Origin of the sequence: Streptomyces sp. MB09-01 (assembly GCF_033794505.1) — a bacterium.
GTDB lineage: Bacteria > Actinomycetota > Actinomycetes > Streptomycetales > Streptomycetaceae > Streptomyces.
This window is the reverse complement of sequence record NZ_JARAYQ010000153.1, coordinates 1-20,839: the sequence shown is the minus strand read 5'-3', so window position 1 is coordinate 20,839 and position 20,839 is coordinate 1. Positions and strand designations below refer to the sequence as shown.

Annotated in this window: 23 protein-coding genes; 7 read left to right on the top strand and 16 right to left on the bottom strand. The window is 72.6% G+C overall.

The genetic code is table 11. From position 1 onward, the window contains the following. Nucleotides 1-121: 121 nt before the first annotated feature. From PV721_RS27660 to PV721_RS27650, 3 genes are read right to left on the bottom strand one after another with little or no spacing between them, the layout of a single operon-like run. Entirely contained in the window at nucleotides 122-907 is a 786-nt protein-coding gene (locus PV721_RS27660) for a DUF3710 domain-containing protein (RefSeq protein ID WP_319728685.1), read from the bottom strand. 1 nt (nucleotide 908) lies between these two features. Beyond that, a complete protein-coding gene (dut, locus tag PV721_RS27655) occupies nucleotides 909-1,454 on the bottom strand; it encodes a dUTP diphosphatase (protein WP_030709520.1) in 546 nt (181 codons plus the stop codon). After that, the gene (locus PV721_RS27650) at nucleotides 1,454-2,038 is read right to left on the bottom strand and encodes a PaaI family thioesterase (RefSeq protein ID WP_319728684.1); all 585 of its coding nucleotides are present in this window, start codon (nucleotides 2,036-2,038) and stop codon (nucleotides 1,454-1,456) included. The genes dut and PV721_RS27650 overlap by 1 nt, the downstream gene beginning before the upstream one ends. A 58-nt stretch (nucleotides 2,039-2,096) precedes the next feature. Here PV721_RS27650 and PV721_RS27645 point away from each other — a divergent pair, with 58 nt between their 5' ends. After that, on the top strand, nucleotides 2,097-2,570 hold the full coding sequence (locus PV721_RS27645) for a DUF3093 domain-containing protein (protein WP_319728683.1): 474 nt from the start codon (nucleotides 2,097-2,099) through the stop codon (nucleotides 2,568-2,570). Nucleotides 2,571-2,597: 27 nt separating this feature from the next. On the opposite strand, the gene PV721_RS27640 is transcribed toward PV721_RS27645, so the two are convergent. From PV721_RS27640 to PV721_RS27625, 4 genes are all read right to left on the bottom strand, one after another. Continuing rightward, complete coding sequence (locus PV721_RS27640) at nucleotides 2,598-3,530, bottom strand: hypothetical protein (RefSeq protein WP_319728681.1); 933 nt, start codon at nucleotides 3,528-3,530, stop codon at nucleotides 2,598-2,600. Between the two features lie 12 nt (nucleotides 3,531-3,542). Beyond that, nucleotides 3,543-3,839, bottom strand: a complete 297-nt coding sequence (locus PV721_RS27635) for a DUF4193 domain-containing protein (protein ID WP_030036261.1) — start codon at nucleotides 3,837-3,839, stop codon at nucleotides 3,543-3,545. 382 nt (nucleotides 3,840-4,221) lie between these two features. Next, nucleotides 4,222-5,463 (bottom strand): HAMP domain-containing sensor histidine kinase, encoded by a 1,242-nt coding sequence (locus tag PV721_RS27630; RefSeq protein ID WP_319728677.1) that lies wholly within the window; start codon nucleotides 5,461-5,463, stop codon nucleotides 4,222-4,224. A gap of 5 nt (nucleotides 5,464-5,468) precedes the next feature. Then, nucleotides 5,469-6,122 carry a response regulator transcription factor gene (locus PV721_RS27625; RefSeq protein ID WP_030008767.1) on the bottom strand — a complete coding sequence of 218 codons (654 nt, stop codon included), beginning with the start codon at nucleotides 6,120-6,122 and terminating at the stop codon, nucleotides 5,469-5,471. 245 nt (nucleotides 6,123-6,367) lie between these two features. On the opposite strand from PV721_RS27625, the gene PV721_RS27620 reads away from it, so the two are divergent. Continuing rightward, nucleotides 6,368-6,547, top strand: a complete 180-nt coding sequence (locus PV721_RS27620; RefSeq protein WP_319728675.1) for a hypothetical protein — start codon at nucleotides 6,368-6,370, stop codon at nucleotides 6,545-6,547. Nucleotides 6,548-6,709: 162 nt separating this feature from the next. Here the strand turns inward: PV721_RS27620 and PV721_RS27615 are convergent, their stop codons facing one another. Next, nucleotides 6,710-7,513: an inositol monophosphatase family protein gene (locus PV721_RS27615; protein WP_416371195.1), complete on the bottom strand. Its 804-nt coding sequence runs from the start codon at nucleotides 7,511-7,513 to the stop codon at nucleotides 6,710-6,712. A gap of 11 nt (nucleotides 7,514-7,524) precedes the next feature. Next, nucleotides 7,525-8,679 (bottom strand): ferrochelatase, encoded by a 1,155-nt coding sequence (locus PV721_RS27610; RefSeq protein ID WP_319728672.1) that lies wholly within the window; start codon nucleotides 8,677-8,679, stop codon nucleotides 7,525-7,527. Between the two features lie 171 nt (nucleotides 8,680-8,850). On the opposite strand from PV721_RS27610, the gene PV721_RS27605 reads away from it, so the two are divergent. Together PV721_RS27605 and PV721_RS27600 are read left to right on the top strand one after the other, a co-directional pair. Further along, a complete protein-coding gene (locus PV721_RS27605) occupies nucleotides 8,851-10,116 on the top strand; it encodes an MFS transporter (RefSeq protein WP_319728671.1) in 1,266 nt (421 codons plus the stop codon). Then, nucleotides 10,058-11,395 carry a D-arabinono-1,4-lactone oxidase gene (locus tag PV721_RS27600; protein WP_319728669.1) on the top strand — a complete coding sequence of 446 codons (1,338 nt, stop codon included), beginning with the start codon at nucleotides 10,058-10,060 and terminating at the stop codon, nucleotides 11,393-11,395. Before PV721_RS27605 ends, PV721_RS27600 begins: the two co-directional genes overlap by 59 nt. 60 nt (nucleotides 11,396-11,455) lie before the next feature. Here the strand turns inward: PV721_RS27600 and PV721_RS27595 are convergent, their stop codons facing one another. After that, on the bottom strand, nucleotides 11,456-11,989 hold the full coding sequence (locus PV721_RS27595; RefSeq protein ID WP_319728668.1) for a hypothetical protein: 534 nt from the start codon (nucleotides 11,987-11,989) through the stop codon (nucleotides 11,456-11,458). Between the two features lie 488 nt (nucleotides 11,990-12,477). On the opposite strand from PV721_RS27595, the gene sepH reads away from it, so the two are divergent. Then, nucleotides 12,478-13,536 carry a septation protein SepH gene (gene sepH, locus PV721_RS27590; protein WP_319728667.1) on the top strand — a complete coding sequence of 353 codons (1,059 nt, stop codon included), beginning with the start codon at nucleotides 12,478-12,480 and terminating at the stop codon, nucleotides 13,534-13,536. 40 nt (nucleotides 13,537-13,576) lie between these two features. On the opposite strand, the gene PV721_RS27585 is transcribed toward sepH, so the two are convergent. Then, nucleotides 13,577-14,422: a sulfurtransferase gene (locus PV721_RS27585; RefSeq protein ID WP_319728664.1), complete on the bottom strand. Its 846-nt coding sequence runs from the start codon at nucleotides 14,420-14,422 to the stop codon at nucleotides 13,577-13,579. 177 nt (nucleotides 14,423-14,599) lie between these two features. Here PV721_RS27585 and PV721_RS27580 point away from each other — a divergent pair, with 177 nt between their 5' ends. Together PV721_RS27580 and PV721_RS27575 are read left to right on the top strand one after the other, a co-directional pair. After that, nucleotides 14,600-15,385 carry a VOC family protein gene (locus tag PV721_RS27580; RefSeq protein ID WP_319728663.1) on the top strand — a complete coding sequence of 262 codons (786 nt, stop codon included), beginning with the start codon at nucleotides 14,600-14,602 and terminating at the stop codon, nucleotides 15,383-15,385. Nucleotides 15,386-15,572: 187 nt separating this feature from the next. Further along, complete coding sequence (locus PV721_RS27575) at nucleotides 15,573-16,769, top strand: serine hydrolase domain-containing protein (protein ID WP_319728661.1); 1,197 nt, start codon at nucleotides 15,573-15,575, stop codon at nucleotides 16,767-16,769. A gap of 76 nt (nucleotides 16,770-16,845) precedes the next feature. Here the strand turns inward: PV721_RS27575 and PV721_RS27570 are convergent, their stop codons facing one another. The 5 genes from PV721_RS27570 to PV721_RS27550 form a co-directional block, all read right to left on the bottom strand. Then, a complete protein-coding gene (locus PV721_RS27570; protein ID WP_319728659.1) occupies nucleotides 16,846-17,286 on the bottom strand; it encodes a hypothetical protein in 441 nt (146 codons plus the stop codon). A gap of 50 nt (nucleotides 17,287-17,336) precedes the next feature. Beyond that, a complete protein-coding gene (locus PV721_RS27565; protein ID WP_319728657.1) occupies nucleotides 17,337-17,987 on the bottom strand; it encodes a thymidine kinase in 651 nt (216 codons plus the stop codon). 53 nt (nucleotides 17,988-18,040) lie between these two features. After that, nucleotides 18,041-19,243 carry an alkaline phosphatase family protein gene (locus PV721_RS27560; protein WP_319728655.1) on the bottom strand — a complete coding sequence of 401 codons (1,203 nt, stop codon included), beginning with the start codon at nucleotides 19,241-19,243 and terminating at the stop codon, nucleotides 18,041-18,043. Beyond that, nucleotides 19,243-19,845 (bottom strand): DUF5998 family protein, encoded by a 603-nt coding sequence (locus PV721_RS27555; protein WP_030385644.1) that lies wholly within the window; start codon nucleotides 19,843-19,845, stop codon nucleotides 19,243-19,245. Before PV721_RS27555 ends, PV721_RS27560 begins: the two co-directional genes overlap by 1 nt. A gap of 50 nt (nucleotides 19,846-19,895) precedes the next feature. Beyond that, nucleotides 19,896-20,839, bottom strand: a 944-nt coding sequence (locus PV721_RS27550) for an acetate--CoA ligase family protein (protein ID WP_319728651.1), incomplete at its 5' end; no start/stop codon positions are given.

The following is a 20,839-nucleotide window of genomic DNA, read 5'->3' as shown; positions in this document are numbered from 1 at the left end:
TTTTAAAGGAAATTTGGGTGGGAGCCGGGGCTGCGGAAGCCGGTGGGCCCCACCCCGAAGGAGTGGGGCCCACCGGCCGGAAACATGCGACGGCCCCCTGTGCGCGCGGGGCCGTCCGGGGTCAGCGGACCTCGGTGATCTCCGGGCCGCGCTGGAGCTGGCCCATGCCGCCGCCGAAGCGGGAGCCTTCCTGCTCTTCCGTCTGCACGCCGTCCGGCACCATCTGGGCGTCGTTCGGCAGCTTCAGGACGATCGGGTCGCGGGGGGCCATCGGGCCGTCGCCGCGGACGACGACGGTGTCCCGGAAGATCTGCTCCAGCACGCCCGCCGACTCGGGGCGCACCGCGCCCTGGCCGGAGATGACGCCGCGCAGGAACCAGCGCGGGCCGTCGACGCCGACGAAGCGGACCAGCTGTGCGCCGGTCTGCCCGTCCGGGAGCGGTACGGGCACCTGTGCGCGCAGCTCCCAGCCCAGCGAACCCTGGGCCTCGTCGATGATGCCGCCCTGCTGGGTGATGCCCGAGGCGATCTCCTCGCGGACCTCTCCCCAGATGCCTTCCTTCTTGGGCGCGGCGAAGGCCTGCAGCTGCACGGCGCTGTCGCCCAGGACCACGGTCGCGGCCACGATCGCGTCACCCGCGACCTCGACGCGCAGTTCCATGCCCTCGACACCGGGTACGAGGATGCCGCCCAGGTCGACCCGGCCGTCGGCCGGGTTCCCGAGTACCTCGGAGATGTCCCAGGGGCCGTCGGGCCGCGGGGCGGGGGGCAGGTTCACCCGGCGCGGCGCGGCAGCGCCGTCCCGCTCGCCCGCGTCGTCCGGCTCACCGGAGCCGACGCCGTCTACGACCTGCTCGGCCGCGCCGCCGTCCTGGGCGGAGTCGTTCTTCTTGCGACGTCCGAACACGTCACTGTCCTTCCCGGTCGGTTACGACCGAAGCGTAGCCATTCCCACCCTGCTGACCAGCCCCGGATCCGGCCACGGCCGCATGACCGCCGGTGGAGCCGAAACCCCCCTCGGCCCGGGCCGAGCCGGGAAGTTCCGCCACCTCGTGGAAGCGCACCTTCTCGACCCGCTGGACAACCAGCTGGGCAATGCGGTCGAAACGCTCGAACCGGACGCTCTCGCGAGGGTCGAGATTGACCACGATCACCTTGATCTCTCCACGGTACCCGGCATCCACCGTCCCCGGGGCATTCACGAGGGCGAGCCCGCAGCGTGCGGCCAGGCCGGACCTGGGGTGCACGAACGCCGCGTACCCGTCGGGCAGGGCGATGGACACTCCCGTGGGCAGCACGGTCCGCTCGCCGGGAGCCAGCTCCGCGGCCTGGGTCGTCACCAGGTCGCAGCCGGCGTCACCGGGGTGGCCGTACGCGGGAATGGGGACCTCCGGATCGACGCGGCGGATCAGCACGTCGACCTCATGGCGGGGTCCGTTGTGGTTCAGGGACATCAGGGGTTCACCTCGAAGGCGCGTGCGCGCCTGACCTGGTCCGGGTCGGCCATCGCCGCCCGGATCTCCTCGGGCCGTCCGTTGTCGATGAAGTGGTCGACCTTCACCTCGATGAAGAGGGCGTCGGCGCGCACGGCGACCGGGCCCTGCGGACCGCCTGTCCGGCCGACGGCGGTGCAGTAGATCTTGCGCCCGGCGACGGCCGTGACCTCGGCCTCCAGGTACAGCACGGTGTCCACGGGCACGGGCCGTACGAAGTCGGTCTCCAGCCGCCCCGTCACCGCGATGACGCGCAGCAGCCAGTTCAGGGAGCCCAGGGTCTCGTCGAGGGCGGTGGCGAGCACCCCGCCGTGGGCGAGGCCGGGAGCGCCCTGGTGTGCGGGCTTGACGGTGAACTCGGCGGTGATGCGCACGCCCTCGCCCGCGCGGGCCTCCAGGTGGAGTCCGTGCGGCTGACCCCCGCCGCAGCCGAAACAGTGCTCGTAGTGCGCACCGAGGAGCTCGCCGGGTGCCGGGGCATCGGGGTGCCGGACCGGCGCGGTGGCATCGGCCGGAGGCGTCAACGCTGTGTTTCGTCCACTCACAGCCGCAGACCTTACCCGCGCGGCTACCCACCGGTCGCCCCGTGGCAGGCTTGGACCCATGCAGCTCTCCCCCGCGCACCACGACGAACGCCTGACCGCCCCCCGCTTCTGGTGGGGCATCGCCGTGATGACCGGCCTCGCGTGCGCGCTGATGCTGCTGCCGCTGGGCACGATGCCGCTGCTGGCCGGCCTGGTCGGGGGCACCGCGCTGACCGGGCTGCTGGTGAGCTCGTACGGTGCCGCGCGCGTGCGCGTGGTGAACGGGGCGCTGGCGGCCGGGGACGCCCGGATCCCGGTGACCGCGCTGGGCGAGCCCGAGGTCCTGGACGCGGAGGAGTCGCGCGCCTGGCGCACGTACAAGGCGGACACCCGCGCCTTCATGCTGATGCGCAGCTACGTGCCGACCGCGGTCCGCGTCGAGGTCACCGACCCGGCCGACCCGACCCCGTACGTCTACGTCTCCACCCGTGAGCCCGCGGCCCTGGTGGCCGCGATCCGGGCGGCGAAGGCGCAGGCCGTGCCGGCCGAATAGCGGCTGCGCTCCCGGCGGCGGCCGGCCTCAGCCCTGCGTGAAGGGATCCCGGCCCTCGAGTGCGGCCCTGGTTGCCTCGGGAAGGGGCTGTGCGGGCTGCTCCAGGGGCGGCAGGGCGGGAAGGGCATCCCATGCCACGGCCCGGCTCCGCAGGTCGCCACGGACCTTCTCGGCGACTTTGCGGGTGTCGCGCCGGTTCATGACCGCGCCGACGGCGGCGCCCACCATGAACGGCATGAGGTTCGGCAGGCTGCGGAACATCCGCTTCATGATCTGCTGGCGCAGTTCGCGCTTCATCTGCCCGCCGAGCGCCGCGTTCAGCGTCGTCGGCTTGGTCAGGTCGACTCCGCGCTCCTCCGTCCAGGCGGTCAGGTAGGCGTAGCTGCGCTGTCCGAGGGTGCCGGGCGCGCGGAGCCCGTACACCTCGTGGAGCTCGGCGATGAGCTTCAGCTCGATCGCGGCGACCCCGGTGATCTCCGCCGCCAGCTCCGCGGGCATCGCGGGCGGGACGGGCAGCATGGCCGCCGCGCCGATCCCCGCACCCACGGTGGAGGTGGCGTTGGCCGCTCCCGAGATCAGCTTGTCGGCAAGCTGATCGGGGCCGAGGCCCGGGAACTGCGCGCGCAGGGTCGCGAGGTCCCGAACCGGAACGCGCGGTGCGTTCTCGATGACTCTTTCGGTGATGTACAGGACGGCGTCCCTGACACTTTCGCCGCCCTTGCGTACACCCTTCTTGACGGCTTGCAGCCGACGGGCCCCGGACCTGTGCCGGGCCCCCTCACCGGGCTCTGTGGCCGACGGCACCGCCGGGGCGGTGTCGGAGGGCACGGCGATCACTTCGCTGGCGGAGTCGCCGGGGGCTCCGGAACCCGTTTCCGGGTCCAGGGGTGCCTCCTGCGCCTCCGCCGGATCACCAGACTTTCGGAAGCGACGCTTCCGAAAGGGTGTCGAGCCAGCCACGGCCGACGCCTCTCAGTCGCAGTCGCGACAGATCGGCTGACCGTTCTTCTCGCGCGCCAGCTGGCTGCGGTGGTGCACCAGGAAGCAGCTCATGCAGGTGAACTCATCGGCCTGCTTGGGCAGGACCCGGACGGCCAGCTCCTCATTGGAGAGGTCCGCACCGGGAAGCTCCAGGCTCTCGGCCGAGTCGAATTCGTCCATGTCCACGGACGAGGACGACTTCTCGTTACGTCGGGCCTTCAGCTCTTCAATGCTGTCGTTGTCGACGTCGTCGTCGGTCTTGCGCGGGGTGTCGTAGTCCGTTGCCATTGTTCGCTCTCCCCCTCTGGGTGTTAGCGGTGTCTCAGCGCACGTAACGCACGAGAGGCCGGACTTGTGCCCGACCTGAGGCGGAGATTTTGCCTCACATCAAGGTCTGTTACTCAATCGACACCCAGCCGCCCACCTGAAGGGGCGATTGGCTGGGATGACGACCGGGACCGTACACGGTCCGGGGACCGTCTTGCACAAACGCCACCCCGTGTATTTCCCGCCATACAGGGGGCCGGAAACCCGGACTTCCCGGGCTTTCCGGCCGCCCCGGGGTCACTGAACGCACATGCGCCGACACTGGCCACTGTGATCGATCACACAGGAGCAATTATTTTCAGACGGCAAGCATTCAGCCAACAGCGAACACGAGGTGTACTGCTCACAAGGGAAGAGTGACACGCATCACGAGGCCACCGCCTTCCCGGGGCATCGCCTGGATCCTTCCGCCGTGTGCGCGCGCCACGGAGCGCGCGATCGACAGACCGAGCCCGACACCCTTGTCACTGCCCGTTCGCTCCGTACGCAGCCGCCTGAACGGCTCGAAGAGGTTGTCCACCTCGTACGCGGGAACAACGGGACCCGTGTTCGATACCAGGAGGACCGCCTGGCCGTGCTGGGACTCGGTGGTGACCTCGACCCAGCCGTCCTCCGGCACGTTGTACCGGACGGCGTTCTGCACCAGGTTCAGGGCGATCCGCTCCAGCAGCACGCCGTTGCCCTGGACGACGGCCGGCGCGCGCTCGCCGCGGATCTCCACGCCCTTCGCCTCGGCCTCGGCCCGCACCTGGTCGACGGCGCGCGAGGCGACCTCCGCCAGGTCCACGGGCTTGCGCTCGACGATCTGGTTCTCACTGCGGGCCAGCAGCAGCAGGCCCTCGACCAGCTGCTCGCTGCGCTCGTTGGTGGCGAGCAGGGTCTTGCCGAGCTGCTGGAGCTCCACCGGAGCCCCCGGGTCGGAGAGGTGGACCTCCAGCAGGGTCCGGTTGATCGCGAGCGGAGTCCGCAGCTCGTGCGAGGCGTTCGCCACGAACCGCTGCTGGGCCGTGAAGGCCCGCTCCAGCCGGTCGAGCATCTCGTCGAAGGTGTCGGCCAGTTCCTTGAGCTCGTCGTCCGGCCCGTCCAGCTCGATCCGCCGGGTCAGGTCGGAGCCGACCACCCGGCGGGCGGTCCGGGTGATCTTGCCGAGCGGCGACAGCACCCGGCCGGCCATCGCGTAGCCGAAGGCGAAGGCGATGATGCTCAGCCCCAGCAGGGCCATCAGCGAGCGGCTCAGCAGGTCGTCCAGGGCGTGCCTGCGCTGTTCGAGGAGGCACTGGCTCGTCGCGACGTTGAACTGGTCGGGCGTCAGTTCGCCCACCAGGCCCGGGCAGGAACTGCTGGTGACCCTCACCTGGCCGCCGACGATCGTGAACGGGAGGGCGTTGCCCTGCCGCAGGGCCTGGGCCGCCAGCAGGTAGATGATCGACAGCAGCAGGATGCCCGCGATCAGGAACATCCCGCCGTAGAGCAGCGTGAGGCGTATCCGGATGGTCGGCCGCAGCCACGGGAAGGGACCCTCGGGCTGGCCGGGGTCCCAGGTCGGTTTCGGTGGCGCCGCCGGTGGCGCAGGGGTGGTTGCCACGCGGGTCAGATCCGGTATCCGGAACCGGGCACGGTGACGATGACCGGCGGCTCACCGAGCTTGCGCCGCAAGGTCATGACGGTCACCCGTACGACGTTGGTGAACGGGTCGGTGTTCTCGTCCCAGGCCTTCTCCAGCAGCTGCTCGGCGGAGACCACGGTCCCCTCGCTGCGCATGAGGACCTCCAGCACCGCGAACTCCTTCGGGGCCAGCTGCACCTCCTTGCCCTCGCGGAACACCTCGCGCCGGTTCGGGTCCAGCTTGATCCCGGCCCGCTCCAGTACGGGCGGCAGGGCGACGGTGGTGCGCCGGCCGAGCGCCCGCACGCGGGCGGTCAGCTCGGTGAAGGCGAAGGGCTTGGGCAGGTAGTCGTCCGCGCCGAGCTCCAGGCCCTCCACCCGGTCGCTGACGTCACCGGAGGCGGTCAGCATGAGCACGCGGGTGGGCATGCCGAGCTCGACGATCTTCCGGCACACGTCGTCGCCGTGCACGAGCGGGAGGTCCCGGTCGAGCACGACCACGTCGTAGTCGTTCACGCCGACCCGCTCCAGGGCGGCGGCGCCGTCGTACACGACGTCCACGGCCATGGCCTCCCGGCGCAGGCCGGTGGCCACCGCATCGGCGAGCAGCTGCTCGTCCTCGACGACGAGTACGCGCACGTCGTTTCCTTCCTCCGAGCCCAGAAGGGCACACGTGTATTGCGTCGCCCATCCTGCACGTTTCGGCCGTAAACCGGCTGTAAGGCGGCTCGTGGAGGGGCTCGCGGGGTGGAAGTGAGGATTCCCTCGCCTCGAGAGGTTTCTGGGCCCAGGGTGCCGGGGAGGACGACTGCACACCCCATCCACTCCCTGACGGCGGACTTCCACGTGCCGCCGCCGACCCACGAAGAGGGGGCGAACCCATCATGGACGCATTCACCGCGGGTCTCCTGCAGCGCATCCGGTCCACGCAATCGGACCTCATGCACGCCCGCGAGACGGGCGACGACTTCCTCGCGGAAGTGGAACAGGCGGAGCTGGAAGACCTCCAGCGGCTCGCCGCCGAGCACGGTGTCCCCGTCTCGGCCACCGTGCCCGCCTGCTGACCCCGGCCCGCCGACCCGACCCGACCCCAGCCGACCTGCTGAACCCGCATCTCGCGAACCCCGGCTGATCCCGCACGTCACGAACCCCGGCCGCCCCCACGGGCAGCCGGGGTTCGCGTGCTTGCCGCGACCGGAGAGGACGCGGGACGGTGCGGGAGGGGGTCAGTCGTGCCAGGCCCCGGACTCGTCCAGCAGCGGCTGCAGCGAGGCGAACACGGCGGGCGTGGCGGCCAGGGCCAGCTCCCCCGAGGCCCGTTCCCCCGGCCGGCCGCCCGTCAAGGCCCCCGCCTCCCGCGCGATCAGGTCGCCGGCGGCCAGGTCCCAGGGGTTGAGCCCCCGCTCGTAGTACCCGTCCAGCCGCCCGGCGGCCACGTCGCACAGGTCCAGCGCCGCCGAACCGCCCCGCCGGATGTCCCGCACCAGCGGGATGATCCGGGCCGCGATCTCGGCCTGTCGGGCCCGCCGGGTCTGGACGTACGCGAAGCCCGTCGCGAGCAGCGCCTGGTCCAGCGGCGCCGCCGGCCGGCAGGCGAGGCGCGCCGCGCCCAGCCAGGCCCCGCCGCCGAGCACCGCGTGGTACGTCTCCCCGCGCATCGGCGCCGCCACGACGCCCACCACGGTCTCGCCCCCGTACTCGGCGGCGATGGACACGCCCCAGCTCGGGAGCCCGTAGAGGTAGTTCACGGTGCCGTCCAGCGGGTCGACGACCCAGCGCACCCCGCTCGTCCCCGGGCTGTCCGCGCCCTCCTCGCCCAGCAGCCCGTCCTCGGGCCGGCGTTCGGCGAGGATGCCGGTGATCAGCTTCTCCGCGGCGATGTCCATCTCGGTCACCACGTCGATCGGGCTGCTCTTCGTCGCCGCCACCGCCAGATCGGCCGGCCGGCCGTCGCGCAGCAGAGCCCCGGCCTGCCGGGCGGCCTCCAGGCCCACGTCCAGCAGTTCGGCCTTCAGCTCTTCGGAGATCACGGTTCCTCTTCCTAGGCGTACGGACTGTCCACGCCCGCGGCCGCCGGCCGGGGGCTCCGCGCCGGGCAGCAGCCCACCGCACACAGGTCATGACTCTGCCCCAGCGTGCCCACCCAGCACTCCGCGGCCCGCTCCCCGCGCTCGCGGGCGGCACGCTCCAGCACCAGCTCCCGTACGGCTCCGGCGAACCGCGGATCGGCGCCGACGGTCGCGGAGCGCGCCACGGGCAGGCCCAGTTCGGCCGCCTTGGCCGTGGCCTCGGTGTCCAGGTCGTACAGGACTTCCATGTGGTCGGAGACGAAGCCGATGGGCACCATCACGACGGCGGGGGCGCCCTCGGCGTGCAGGGCCTCTAGGTGGTCGCAGATGTCCGGCTCCAGCCACGGGATGTGCGGGGCGCCGCTGCGGGACTGGTAGACGAGCTGCCAGGAGTGGGCGACGCCGGTCCGGGCGGCCACCTCGTCCGCGATCACCCGGGCGACGTCGAGGTGCTGCTTGACGTACGCCCCGCCCTCGCCGTCCTCGGTGTGGTCCTCGACCGGGCCGGAGGTGTCGGCCGCCGCGGTCGGGATGGAATGGGTGGTGAAGGCGAGGTGCGCGCCGGCGCGCACCTCCTCGGGCAGCGCGGCGAGCGAGGCCACCACCCCGTCGATCATGGGCTCCACGAAGCCGGGGTGGTTGAAGTAGTGGCGCAGCTTGTCGACCCGCGGCAGCTCCACGCCCTCCTCGGCCAGGGTGGCCAGCGCGTCGGCGAGGTTCTCGCGGTACTGCCGGCAGCCCGAGTACGAGGCGTACGCGCTGGTCGCGAGCACCGCGATCCGGCGGCGCCCGTCGGCGGCCATCTCCCGCATCACGTCGGTCAGGTACGGGGCCCAGTTCCGGTTGCCCCAGTAGACCGGCAGGTCCAGCCCGTGTCCGGCGAAGTCCTTGCGCAACGCGTCCAGCAGCTCGCGGTTCTGCCCGTTGATGGGGCTGACCCCGCCGAAGCCGAAGTAGTGCTGCCCGACCTCCTTGAGCCGCTCGCGCGGGATGCCGCGTCCGCGCGTGACGTTCTCCAGGAACGGCACGACGTCGTCGGGTCCTTCGGGACCGCCGAAGGAGAGCAGCAGGAGGGCGTCGTACGGGGCGGCGGACCCGCCGGCGGGCGGGAGGAGCTGGTCTGACATGCGTCGAATCCTGCCACCCGGCGTCCTGCGGAGAGAAGCGGCCCGGCCACGAGCTGCCCCGCAGCATGGGTAAGGTGAACCTAAGTTCCAGAATCCGGAACCTTCCCCGTGCGGGTGCCCTGTAAGCGGTCGTAACCTGTATGGGCCCACGACGTCCCTTACGGAGGGCCCTTGCCCAGTCCCTATCGAGCCATATTCGCGGCGCCCGGCACCAAGGGGTTCAGCGCAGCCGGCCTCATAGGCCGGCTGCCGATCTCCATGGTCGGCGTGGGCATCCTGACGATGATCTCCGAGATCACCGGCCGCTACGCCATGGCCAGCGCGCTCACCGGCACGCTGGCGCTCGCCGCCGCGGTCATCGGACCCCAGGTCTCCCGGCTCGTGGACCAGTACGGCCAGCGCCGCGTCCTGCGCCCCGCGACCCTCGTCTCCGTGGCAGCGGTCACCGGACTGCTGCTGGCGGCCGCGTACGGCCTGCCGGACTGGACGCTCTTCGTCTGCGCCGCGGTCGCCGGCTGCGTGCCCAGCGTCGGCTCGATGATCCGTGCCCGCTGGACCGTCATCTACCGGGACTCCCCGCGCGAGCTGCACACCGCGTACTCCTTCGAGTCGGTGGTGGACGAGGTCTGCTTCATCTTCGGCCCGATCCTCGCCATCGGACTGTCCACCACCTGGTTCCCGGAAGCCGGGCCGCTGATCGCCGCCGTCTGCCTGATGGTCGGCGTGTGGCTGCTCACCGCCCAGAGCTCCACCGAGCCCGCACCGCACCCGCGCGACAAGACCGTGGAACGCACCTCGGCCCTGCGCTCGCCGGGCCTGCAGGTACTGACGGCCACCTTCGTGGCGACCGGCGCGATCTTCGGCTCCATCGACGTGGCCACCCTGGCCTTCGCGGAGGAACAGGGCAGCAAGTCCTCCGCGAGCTTCGTCCTGGCCGTCTGGGCACTCGGATCCTGTCTGGCCGGCATCGTGTTCGGCCTTCTGCATCTCAAGGGCCGGACAGAACGCCGTTGGGTACTGGGCGTATGTGCGATGGCCGTGAGTATGATCCCCCTCCTACTGGCCGGGAACCTTCCGATTCTGGCCGTGGCGCTCTTCGTCTCGGGCCTCGCCATCGCTCCCACGATGATCACCACGATGGCCCTGATCGAGGCGCACGTACCACACGCGAAGCTGACCGAGGGCATGACCTGGATCAGCACCGGCCTCGCGGTCGGCATCGCGCTCGGGTCCTCCGTGACCGGCTGGGTCGTGGACGCGGCCGGCGCGCGGACCGGGTACGTCGTCTCCATCTCGGCGGGGGTGGCCGCGGCGGCGGTGGCGTTCGCGGGATACCGCCGGCTGACGAGGCCGGCGCAAGGGGAGGAGCCCTCTAGCGATGGCGACGGCGACAGCGGGGACAGCAGGGAACAGCAGGCCGGCCACCACGTGGCATAACTGGGCGGGGAACGTCACCGCCACGCCCGTCCGCGTGGTGACGCCGGCCTCGGTCGGCGAGCTGCAGGAGACGGTCCGCCGGGCCGCCGAAGAGGGGCTGCGGGTGAAGGCGGTCGGCACCGGCCACTCCTTCACCGCGGCCGCCGCGACCGACGGGGTGCTCGTGCGCCCCCAGGCCCTGGCCGGGATCCGGGCCGTCGACCGGGCCGCCGGCACCGTCACGGTGGAGGCCGGCACGGTCCTCAAGGACCTGAACCGGGCCCTGGCCCGGGAGGGCCTGTCGCTGACCAACATGGGCGACATCATGGAGCAGACGGTCTCCGGGGCGACCAGCACGGGCACCCACGGCACCGGCCGCGACTCGGCCTCCATCGCCGCCCAGATCCGCGGCCTGGAGCTGGTCACCGCCGACGGCCGTCTGCTGAGCTGCTCGGAGAAGGAGAACCCCGAGGTCTTCGCGGCCGCCCGGATCGGCATCGGCGCGCTCGGCATCGTCACCGCGATCACCTTCGCCGTGGAGCCGCTCTTCTTCCTGACCGCCCGTGAGGAGCCCATGGGCTTCGACCGGGTGACGGCGGAGTTCGACGAGCACTTCGCGGAGAACGAGCACTTCGAGTTCTACTGGTTCCCGCACACCGGCAACTGCAACACCAAGCGGAACAACCGCAGCCAGGGCCCCGCCGCCCCGCCCGGACCGGTGAGCGCCTGGGTCGAGGACGAGCTGCTCTCCAACGGCCTCTTCCAGGTGGTGAACTCGGTGGGCCGCGCGGTCCCCGCCACCATCCCCGCCATCGCCCGGGTGGCCAGCCGCGCCCTGTCGGCGCGCACGTACACGGACATCCCGTACAAGGTGTTCACCAGCCCGCGCCGGGTGCGGTTCGTGGAGATGGAGTACGCCCTCCCGCGCGATCAGGTGGTCGAGGCACTGCGGGAGCTGCGCGCGATGGTCGACCGCTCGCGGCTGCGGATCAGCTTCCCGGTGGAGGTGCGGACGGCCCCGGCGGACGACATCGCGCTGTCGACGGCCTCGGGGCGCGAGACGGCGTACATCGCGGTGCACATGTACAAGGGCACCCCGTACCAGGCCTACTTCACCGCGGCCGAGCGCATCTTCACCGCGCACGGCGGCCGGCCGCACTGGGGCAAGGTGCACACGCGGGACGCGGAGTACTTCGCGCAGGTCTATCCGCGGTTCGGCGAGTTCACCGCGCTGCGGGACCAGCTCGACCCGGACCGGGTCTTCGGCAACGACTACCTGCGGCGGGTCCTGGGCGCCTGAGGCCCGGCCCCCGTCACGCGGGGTCAGGGACCGCTCTGCCGCACCGCCGGTGTCGACGTGTCAGGGCTCGGCAGCGGGGTCGGCGCAGCGGGTGCCGCCGGAGAAGAGCGTGCCGCCGTCGCTGCTGACGGAGGTTCCGGCCACCGTCTCGTAGGTGCCGAGGCCGCCGACGGCGAGGGCGAAGGCCGCCCCGGAGGCGACCGCGGTGCGCTTCCAGCCCCGCACCCGGGTGCCGTGCACGGTGGCCGCGCCGAACTCCCCGGCGGCCGCGGTCGCCTGCGGCGCCGTCATGGCGTCGGCCGCCTCCCGCTCCTCGCGGGGCGGCGGCACCCGACGGGTCCCGGGCCGGGCGCTCTCGCGCAGCCGGTCGCCGGTTCGCCGGAAGAAGTGCTGGATGACGGGACCGCCGGCGGTGGCGACGACGCTGACCACACCGGCCCCGAGGATGGTCCCGTAGACGCCCATCTTCGAGGCGGGCAGGGCCGCCGCGACGGTGGCGAGGGAGGAGCCGGCGACCTGCGCCGCGCTCAGGTCGAGCTTCGTCTTCTCCGGTGCGTTCCCGGCGTCCTGCGTCGTCTTCCGGCCCGTCGGCATCCCGTGTGTGTCCCGCCTCTCACGCTTCTCCTCTTCCAGCAGTTACTGACAGCTGAGCGAAGCGGATAGTTCCGTTTCTGGTGATTCTGTGAAGCAAGACACCCCAAATCGGACGTCGGGTGCAGGTGGGACCTGTCGGAGGGCAGCCCAACTCCCGCCGTCCGGGAGAAGTTCGGCGGCGCGGCGGTCCACCCAGGTGGCCCGAATGGAGTACTGTGGCGAGCCCTGGGGCCGTCCTTCCTTTCGGATGTCCGGACTCGGGAGAGGGGGCCGGCTGATGGAAAACGGCACTCAAGACCGGTGATGCCGCGGTATTGCACGGGCTCCTGCTGCGCACAGTAACCGTTCGGTCACTGTGTGTGCCCAACAGGTAACCGTGCCATAACGGCGATCAAGGGCGCATGCCCGACACGCCGGTTTAACTCGGCAAGGTTGTGGCAGGCTGCACCCGGGCAGGCCACACTCGACTAGCGGAAGCAGCGACGCACGTGACGTCGGCAGGCACCACCCGGGAGGTCCCCATGCCCGAACTGCGTGTCGTGGCCGTCTCAAATGACGGCACACGACTGGTGCTCAAGGCTGGGGACAGCACGGAGTACACGCTTCCGATCGACGAGCGGCTGCGGGCTGCCGTCCGCAACGACCGGGCGCGCCTGAACCAGATCGAGATCGAGGTGGAGAGCCACCTCCGCCCCCGCGACATCCAGGCCCGCATACGGGCCGGTGCCTCCGCGGAGGAGGTCGCTCAACTCGCCGGCATCCCCGTCGACCGCGTACGCCGCTTCGAGGGCCCCGTGCTCGCCGAGCGCGCGTTCATGGCCGAGCGGGCCCGCAAGACCCCCGTGCGCCGTCCCGGCGAGAACACCGGGCCGCAGCTCGGCGAGGCCGTGCAGGAACGGCTCACCCTGCGCGGGGCCGAGAAGGAATCCGTGCAGTGGGACTCCTGGCGCCGCGACGACGGCACCTGGGAGGTCCTCCTCGTCTACCTGGTCGCGGGCGAGCCGCACTCGGCGAGCTGGACCTACGACCCGCCGCGCCGGCTCGTCGTGGCCGTGGACGACGAGGCCCGTTCGCTGATCGGCGAGTCGGAGGACCTGCCGGCGACGCCGGAGCCGAGCTTCCCCTTCGTGCCGAGGATCGCGCGGCTGCCGCGCGACCGGCCGCTGGACCGCGCCCTGGACCGGCAGCTGGAGCGGCCGGACAACAGGCCGGCGCCCGCGCCGGACCCGGAGGAGGAGCGGGACACCCTGACGAGCCTCCTGGAGGCGGTCCCGAGCTTCCGAGGCGACATGGTGGTCCCCGACCGCACCGAGACCCCGGCGACCGAACCGGAGGCCGAGGAGCCGCCGGCACCGGCCGCCTCGGCGGGCGCGGGCTCCGCGTACGCCGACGTCCTGATGCCCCGCACGGTGGCGGGCCACCGCGACCGCCTGACGGGCACCACCGACCGCCAGGCCGAGGCCGACGGGGTCCGCCCCGGGCGGCGCGCGGCGGTGCCGAGCTGGGACGAGATCGTCTTCGGCACCCGCCGCAAGAAGCAGGAGTAGCACCGCCGCCGGGGACGACCCGGCGGCGGCACGCCCGGCCCTACTGGGGGTCCGGGCCCGTGGCCACGGGCCGGGCCGGGTCCGAGGACCACTCCGACCAGCTGCCCGCGTAGAGGTCGGACGCGATGCCCGCCACCTCCAGGGCGAGGACCTCATGGGCTCCGGAGACGCCCGAGCCGCAGTACACGCCCACCGGGCCGCCCTCGGACGCGCCGAGCCCCTCGAACCGGGCGCGCAGTGCGTGCACGGGCAGGAACCGCCCGTCCGGCCCCACGTTCTCCGTGGTCGGTGCCGACAGCGCGCCCGGGATGTGGCCCCCGACCGGGTCGATCGGCTCGACCTCGCCGCGGTAGCGCTCCCCCGCCCGGGCGTCGAGGAGTACCCCTTCGCGCGCCCGTGCGGCCGCCGCGTCCGCGTCCAGCAGCCCGACGGCACCCGGCGTTGGCTTGAAATCGCCTTCCTCGGGAGTCACCCGGTCGGCCGTCACCCCGCCCCCGGCTGCCGTCCAGGCGGTCAGTCCGCCGTCCAGCACCCGCACGTTCGGGTGACCCGTCCAGCGCAGCAGCCACCACGCCCGGGCGGCCGCCCAGCCCTGGCCGCCGTCGTACACAACGACGGGCGCGTCCGCCGAGACGCCGGCCCGCCGCATCACCGCCCCGAAGGCCTCCGGGTCCGGCAGCGGGTGCCGGCCGCCCGCCCCCGGCGGACCTGCCAGTTCGCGGTCGAGGTCGACGTACACCGCGCCGGCCAGGTGTCCTTCCTCGTAGGCGGGCCGCTGGTCGGGGCCGCCGAGCTGCCAGCGGACGTCCAGCAGCACCGGCGGACGGGGGCCCGCCAGCTCGTTCCTCAGTTCGGCGGCGGAGAGGATTGCATGTTTCGCAGTCATGCGGGCCATCTTCCTCCCCACCCGGAACCGGCGTAACGAGCCCGTCATCGGCGGGGCGCACCGATCCGGTCAACTCCGCGCCAGGACCCCGTGATGCGGCGCGGTCGGGGCGCGCCGGGTCCTCCGGAGTGGAAGCATCAGCACCGGGTAAGCGGTACGACGGAGGAGACGGCTGACATGACCGAGGCAGCGGAAGCGACGCGGCGCACGCCCGGTACCCCGTGCTGGGTGAGCCTCATGGTGCACGGACTCGGGACCACCGAGGACTTCTACGCCGATCTGTTCGGCTGGGAGTACGTACCGGGACCCGAGCAGCTCGGCCCGTACGTGCGCGCCGTGCTGGACGGCCAAGAGGTGGCCGGGATCGGCGAGATGCCGCCGGACCGACATCTTCCGGTGGCCTGGACGACGTACCTCGCCACGGACGACGCCGACGCGACGGCCGAATCGGTGCGTTCGTGCGGCGGCACGGTCGCGGTGGGCCCGCTGGACGCGGGCATCGCGGGGCGGGTGGCGATCTGCTCCGACCCGCTCGGCGCGATCTTCGGGCTGTGGCAGGCGCAGAGCCGCATGGGCACCCGGCCGCCCGGGGGGCCGGGCACCCCCGTCTGGAACGAGCTGGTCACCCAGGACACCTCCACGGTCGGCAAGTTCTACGAGCACGTCTTCGGCCACGAGGCGCTGGCGCACAGCACGGCCTCCGACGACTTCGACTACCTGACCCTCAACCTGGAGGGCCGGCCCGTGGCCGCGGTGCACGGCGTGGGCCGCTCGCTGCCGCACGACCGGGGCCCCCACTGGATGGCGTACTTCGAGGTGACGGACACCGACGCGGCCACGGCCCGGGTCGCCGAACTCGGCGGACGCGTCGTCGAACCGCCCCGCGAGGGCCTGCGCGGCCGCCAGGCCACGGTCGCGGACCCGGAGGGCGCGGTCTTCACCCTGGTCCGGTCACGGCCCTAGCAGGACCGGGGTACTGGTCGGGGGCGCGGGGAGTACCCGGGTCCTCGTGCCCGCGGGCGACGCCGCGGACCGGGCCCGCTTCCTAGTGTCAGGGCATGCGGAGGGACGCAGGGTGCACCGCACCTGCGGTGCGCGATGCCGTGCGTTCCTCGCCCCTCGATCCTCTCCGACACAAGGAGCACCTCCCATGGCCGACCTTCGTCCTCGCCGAGCCCGGTCCGAGCGCGCGTCGTCGCCGTCCGGGCGGCGGCGGGCCGTCGTCGCGGCGGTGGCCGTGGCGGCCGCCGCCCTGACCGTGGCCGCCACCCTGCCCTCGGCCGCGGCGGAGTCCCACGGTCCGCGGGACGCCGTACGCAAGGGGCTGGAGCGGCTGGTGGCCGACGACGGGTTTCCCGCGGCGCTGGCCGCCACCGTCGACCGGTCCGGCCGCGCCCGCAACTACACCGCAGGCGTGGCGGACGTGAAGACCCGGGCGAAGGTCCCGGTCGACGGCCAGGTGCGGGCGGGCAGCAACACCAAGACCTTCACCGCCGCGGTCGTGCTGCAACTGGTCGGCGAGGGCAGGGTCGTGCTCGACGCCCCCGTGGAGCAGTACCTGCCGAACCTGCTGCGGGGCAAGGGCATCGACGGCCGCTCCATCACGGTCCGCCAGCTGCTCCAGCACACCAGCGGCCTGCCCAACTACACCGACCACATACTGGAGTCCGTGCTCGGCGAGGAACGCCACACCTACCGCCAGCCGCGCGAGCTGCTCGACATCGGGCTGGCTCACGAGGCGCAGTTCGCCCCCGGAACCGGCTGGGCGTACAGCAACACCAACTACGTCGTCGCCGGTCTGCTCATCGAGAAGGTCACCGGCCGGCCGCTGGCCGAGCAGATCACCGAGCGGGTCATCGACCGCGCCGGGCTGCGCCACACCTACTTCCCCGGCGTGGGCGAGCAGGGCATCCGTGAGGCCCATCCGCGGGGCTACCACGCGGCGGAGCCCGGGGCGCCCCTGGAGGACATCACGGAGATCGACCCCTCCTGGGGCTGGTCCGCCGGGCAGCTGATCTCCACTCCCGGCGACCTGAACCGTTTCTTCTCCGCATTGACCGGCGGCCGCCTCCTGGCTCCCGCACAGCTCGCGGAGATGCGTACCACCGTCAAGGTCGAGGGCCCGGGCTGGCGGCCCGGCACCCGGTACGGGCTCGGTGTGTCCAGCACCCCGCTGAGCTGTGGCGGCCTTATGTGGGGCCACGGCGGCGACACCCCCGGCTACCACTCGGTCCCCGGCGCCACCGATGACGGCCGCGCCGCCACCGTCGTCGTCACCGCCAACCTGGCCCCTGCCGAGTCCCTCGCCCGTGCGGACGCCCTCCTCGACACCGCCCTGTGCCAGTAGTGACCGCGGGAGGGCGGCCGGTGGGGCGGGAGCGCGGAGGAGAACCCGGCGCGGGTGCGTGGCGGACAGGCCCGGGTCAGAGGGGACGGTCCTCGAAGTGGTGGACGACGATCCAGTAGTCGTCGTCCTCCTCGGTGAGGGCGCACAGCCGCCGGCCGTCCGGGGACATCGCGATGACCATGGAGCCGGCCCCGGGTACGAGGGCGGCGGAGAGCGCGGTGTGCGCGGTGCGGCGCACCCGGACCCAGTCGCGATCGGCCCCCCGGACCAGGAAGCAGCCCTCGTCGTCGATGACGGCAGCGGCCCGCGCGTGCTCCAGCCACAGCCGGTCGGCCTCCTGCAGAGCCCCCGGAGCCGTGCGCGCGACGGTGGCCCGGTGGGCCACCTCGACGTTGACGACGGCCTTGAAGGCCCGCGCGTACGAGGGCAGCCCCTCGGCCACGCCGTGGGCCACGACCTCCAGCCCGACCTTCGCCGGCCGCGGGGCCGGTGCGTTCCCGCTCGGTTCGTCCGTCATGCTCAGCCGCCTTCGGTCCGGTGCCGGGCCGCGCCGCTGCGACCGGCGGGTCAGGCGTGGTTGACCGGGAGGACGTCCGGGGAGAGGGCGCCCGCGTGGGCCGCTGCCGAGGTCATGCGGCGGCGGTGGTGGCGGCGGCAGAGGACCTCGTAGCCGATCTCGCCCGCCGGGCGGTTCACGTCGCCGACGACGACCTGGGCGCCCTCGACGACCATCTCGCCGTCTATCGTGCGGGCGTTGTGGGTGGCGCGGGCGCCGCACCAGCACAGGGCCTCGACCTGGAGCTGCTCGATCCGGTCCGCGAGCTCGATCAGCCGCTGCGAGCCCGGGAAGAGCTTGGTGCGGAAGTCCGTCGTGATGCCGAAGGCGAAGACGTCCATGTCCAGGTCGTCGACGATGCGGGCGAGCTGGTCGATCTGCTCCGGGGCCAGGAACTGGGCCTCGTCCACGATCACGTAGTCCGCCTTGCCGCCCTTGGACAGCTGGGCGACCAGGTACGCGTACAGGTCCATGCCCTCGCCCGCCTCGACCGCCTCCGTCACCAGGCCGAGCCGGGAGGACAGCTTGCCCTCCCCCGCCCGGTCGTCACGCGTGAAGATCACGCCCACCAGGCCGCGCGCCGAACGGTTGTGGGTGATTTGCAGAGCCAGCGTGCTCTTTCCGCAGTCCATCGTTCCGGAGAAGAACACCAGCTCGGGCATGGGAAGTACGGGACCTTTCGGGTCGTGGGTCGCAGTGCGGGACGGGAGGAGGGTCAGGAGCGGATCTCGAGCAGCGGGACCAGCTGCTCCGCCGCGGTCATGGAGCCGTGCATGCCGACGAGCGCGGACTCGTTCGGCTCGTTGCGCGAAGCGGTGATCGCGACGTCGGCCTGGGAGGCGGCCACCACGTCGCCGATGCGTCCGAGCACGCGCTCGTCGCACTCCCCCGGAGCGCCGAACCAGCCGAGCTCCAGTGCCTCTTCGCGGCTCGCGACCCAGAACCGGTCGCCGAGCACCTCGCGCCACACGGTCAGTACGTCGTTCTGCGCGCCCGGCACCGCGTACACGTGCCGGGCCCGGCCCTCGCCGCCCAGCAGGGCCACGCCGGCGCTCAGCTCCCAGTCCTCGTCGAAGTCGATCCGGGAGTCCTCGTCGAAGGGGATGTCGACCATGCCGTGGTCCGCGGTCACGTACAGCGCGGTGCGCGGCGGCAGCTGCTCGGCGAGCCGCTGCACGAGCCGGTCGACCAGCATCAGCTGGCCGCGCCAGGCGTCGGAGTCCACGCCGTGGCGGTGGCCGGCCCCGTCGAGCTCGCTGAAGTACGTGTACACGAGCGAGCGGTCGCCGGCCGCGAGCTGGATCGCCGCGAGGTCCATCCGCTCCTCGCCGGTCATCCGGCCGTGGAAGGTGCCGCCGCTCAGCGCGACCTTGGTGAGCGGGGTTGTCTGGAAGGCGGGCGAGGACACCTGGGCGGTCGCGACACCGGCCTTGTCGGCCAGCTGGAAGACCGTCGGGTACGGCTGCCAGGGCTTCGGCGAGGTCCACGGGTGCCAGCGGAGCTGGTTCATCAGTTCGCCGGTGGCCGGGTTCCGCACGGCGTAGCCGGGCAGGCCGTGCCGTGCGGGCGGCAGGCCGGTGCCGACGGAGGCCAGCGAGGTGGCCGTGGTGGCCGGGAAGCCCGCGGTGATCGGGCGGCCGGTGCCGCCGCGCGAGCTGCCGAGGAGGGAGGTGAGGTAGGGGGCCTCGTCCGGGTGGGCCTTGATCTGCTCCCAGCCCATGCCGTCGACCAGGAACACGCAATTCCGGTCGGCCGGGGTCAGCTCGGCGATGGCGGCGGTGAAACCGGGGACGCCCTGGCCGGCCGCGAGCGTGGGCAGCAGGTCGGCGAGCGACCCGGTGCCGTACTCCGGGACGGGGGCACCGGCCAGGTCCAGCAGCTCGGGCTCGGGCCAGTTCTGCGCCGCGGAGTACGCCATCAGCGGGCGGGGGTGGACGTGGACGTCGCTGCCGTGGCTTCGGAGAGTGCCTGCGCGAAGACCAGGGTCTGGCGCACCGCCTCGGGGCCGTCGCCGGCCTCGCTGACCCGCAGGCTGAGGTCGTCGGCGGTGGAGTTGCCGGTGTAGCCGTGATCGGAGTCGCAGTTCGGGTCGCCGCAGGCGGCCGGCTCCAGGTCGATCCGCGAGACCGCGCCCCAGCCGATGGTCAGGACGACCTCGCGGGGCAGGGTGCCCGGGGTGTAGGACTCCGGGTTGGCGACGACGCGGCTCAGCACCACGGAGGAGATGCTGGACAGCTTGACCGACTCGGTGGAGGTGGTCGCGTACGGGGACGGGGACCCTGCGTCTGCGGCCTGCTCGTCGGTGTGGCTGACGATGAAGCGGTTGCCGGTGAGGACCAGCACGGTGACGTGGCGGCGCACCTCGTTGGAGTCGAAGGTCGTCTCCTGGTGGACCAGGTATGACGAAATCGGCTCGCCGCCCACCGCGGCCTCCACGGCCTCGGCCACGAGGGCCGGGTAGTAGCCGCTGCGCTCGATCGCCGTGCGCAGCCCCTGGGTCGTCGTACCGGATTTCGCCATGAGGTCCATCCTAAGGCCCGTACGGGGCCCCCAGGCCGCGTCGTACTCGCTCAGTAACTGGGGAGGGTCCGCGGGCCGAGGTCGCCACGGGCGGGCGGGTGCGCGACGTGGACGGTGGCGCTGAGCACGGAGAGGCCCTCGGCGGCGACCACGACGGGCTCCAGGGAGACCTCGATCACCTCGGGGTGGTCGTCCACCAGGCGCGACAGCCGCAGGAGCAGCTCCTCCAGGGCGGGGGTGTCCACGGGGTCGCTGCCGCGCCAGCCGAAGAGGAGGGGCGCGGCCCGGATGGAACGGATCAGTCCGGCGGCGTCCCGGTCGGTGGCCGGAACCAGCCGGTGGGCGGTGTCGCCCAGCAGTTCGGAGGCGACGCCGGCGAGCCCGAAGGAGAGGACGGCGCCCGCGGCCGGATCGATGACGGAGCGGACGACGGTGTCGACCCCGCGCGGCACCATGGCCTGGACGACGGGCTGGAGCTCGGCCGGCTTGCCCAGCGCGTCGGTGAGCTCCTCGTAGGAGCGTCTCAGCTCGCTCTCGTTCGCGAGGTCGAGCCGTACGCCGCCCAGGTCCGCGCGGTGGCGCAGGTGCGGGGCGGTGGTCTTCAGCGCCACCGGGTACCCCAGGATCCCGGCGGCCCGGACCGCCGCGTCGGCGCTGGGTGCGGGCAGGGCGGAGCGGATGCCGATCCCGTACCGGGCGAGCAGTTCGCGGGCGTCCCACTCCGTCAGGGTCAGCACGGCTCCGCCGTCGACCTCGGCCAGCAGCCCGGCCAGCTGCGCTGCCGCCCCGGCCTCGTCGACGTCCTCGAACTCGGGGACGTGCCCGCCCTCGGCGAGGCCGCGGCGCCACTGCCCGTAGCGGACGGCTTCGGCGAGGGCCCGTACGGCCCGCTCGGCGGCGGGGTAGCTGGGGATCCGGCCCCCTGCGGGGAGCCCCTGTGCCGCCCCGCCCGATGCGTCCCGCCCGTGCCGTCGCACGCCGGGCGGGACGCATC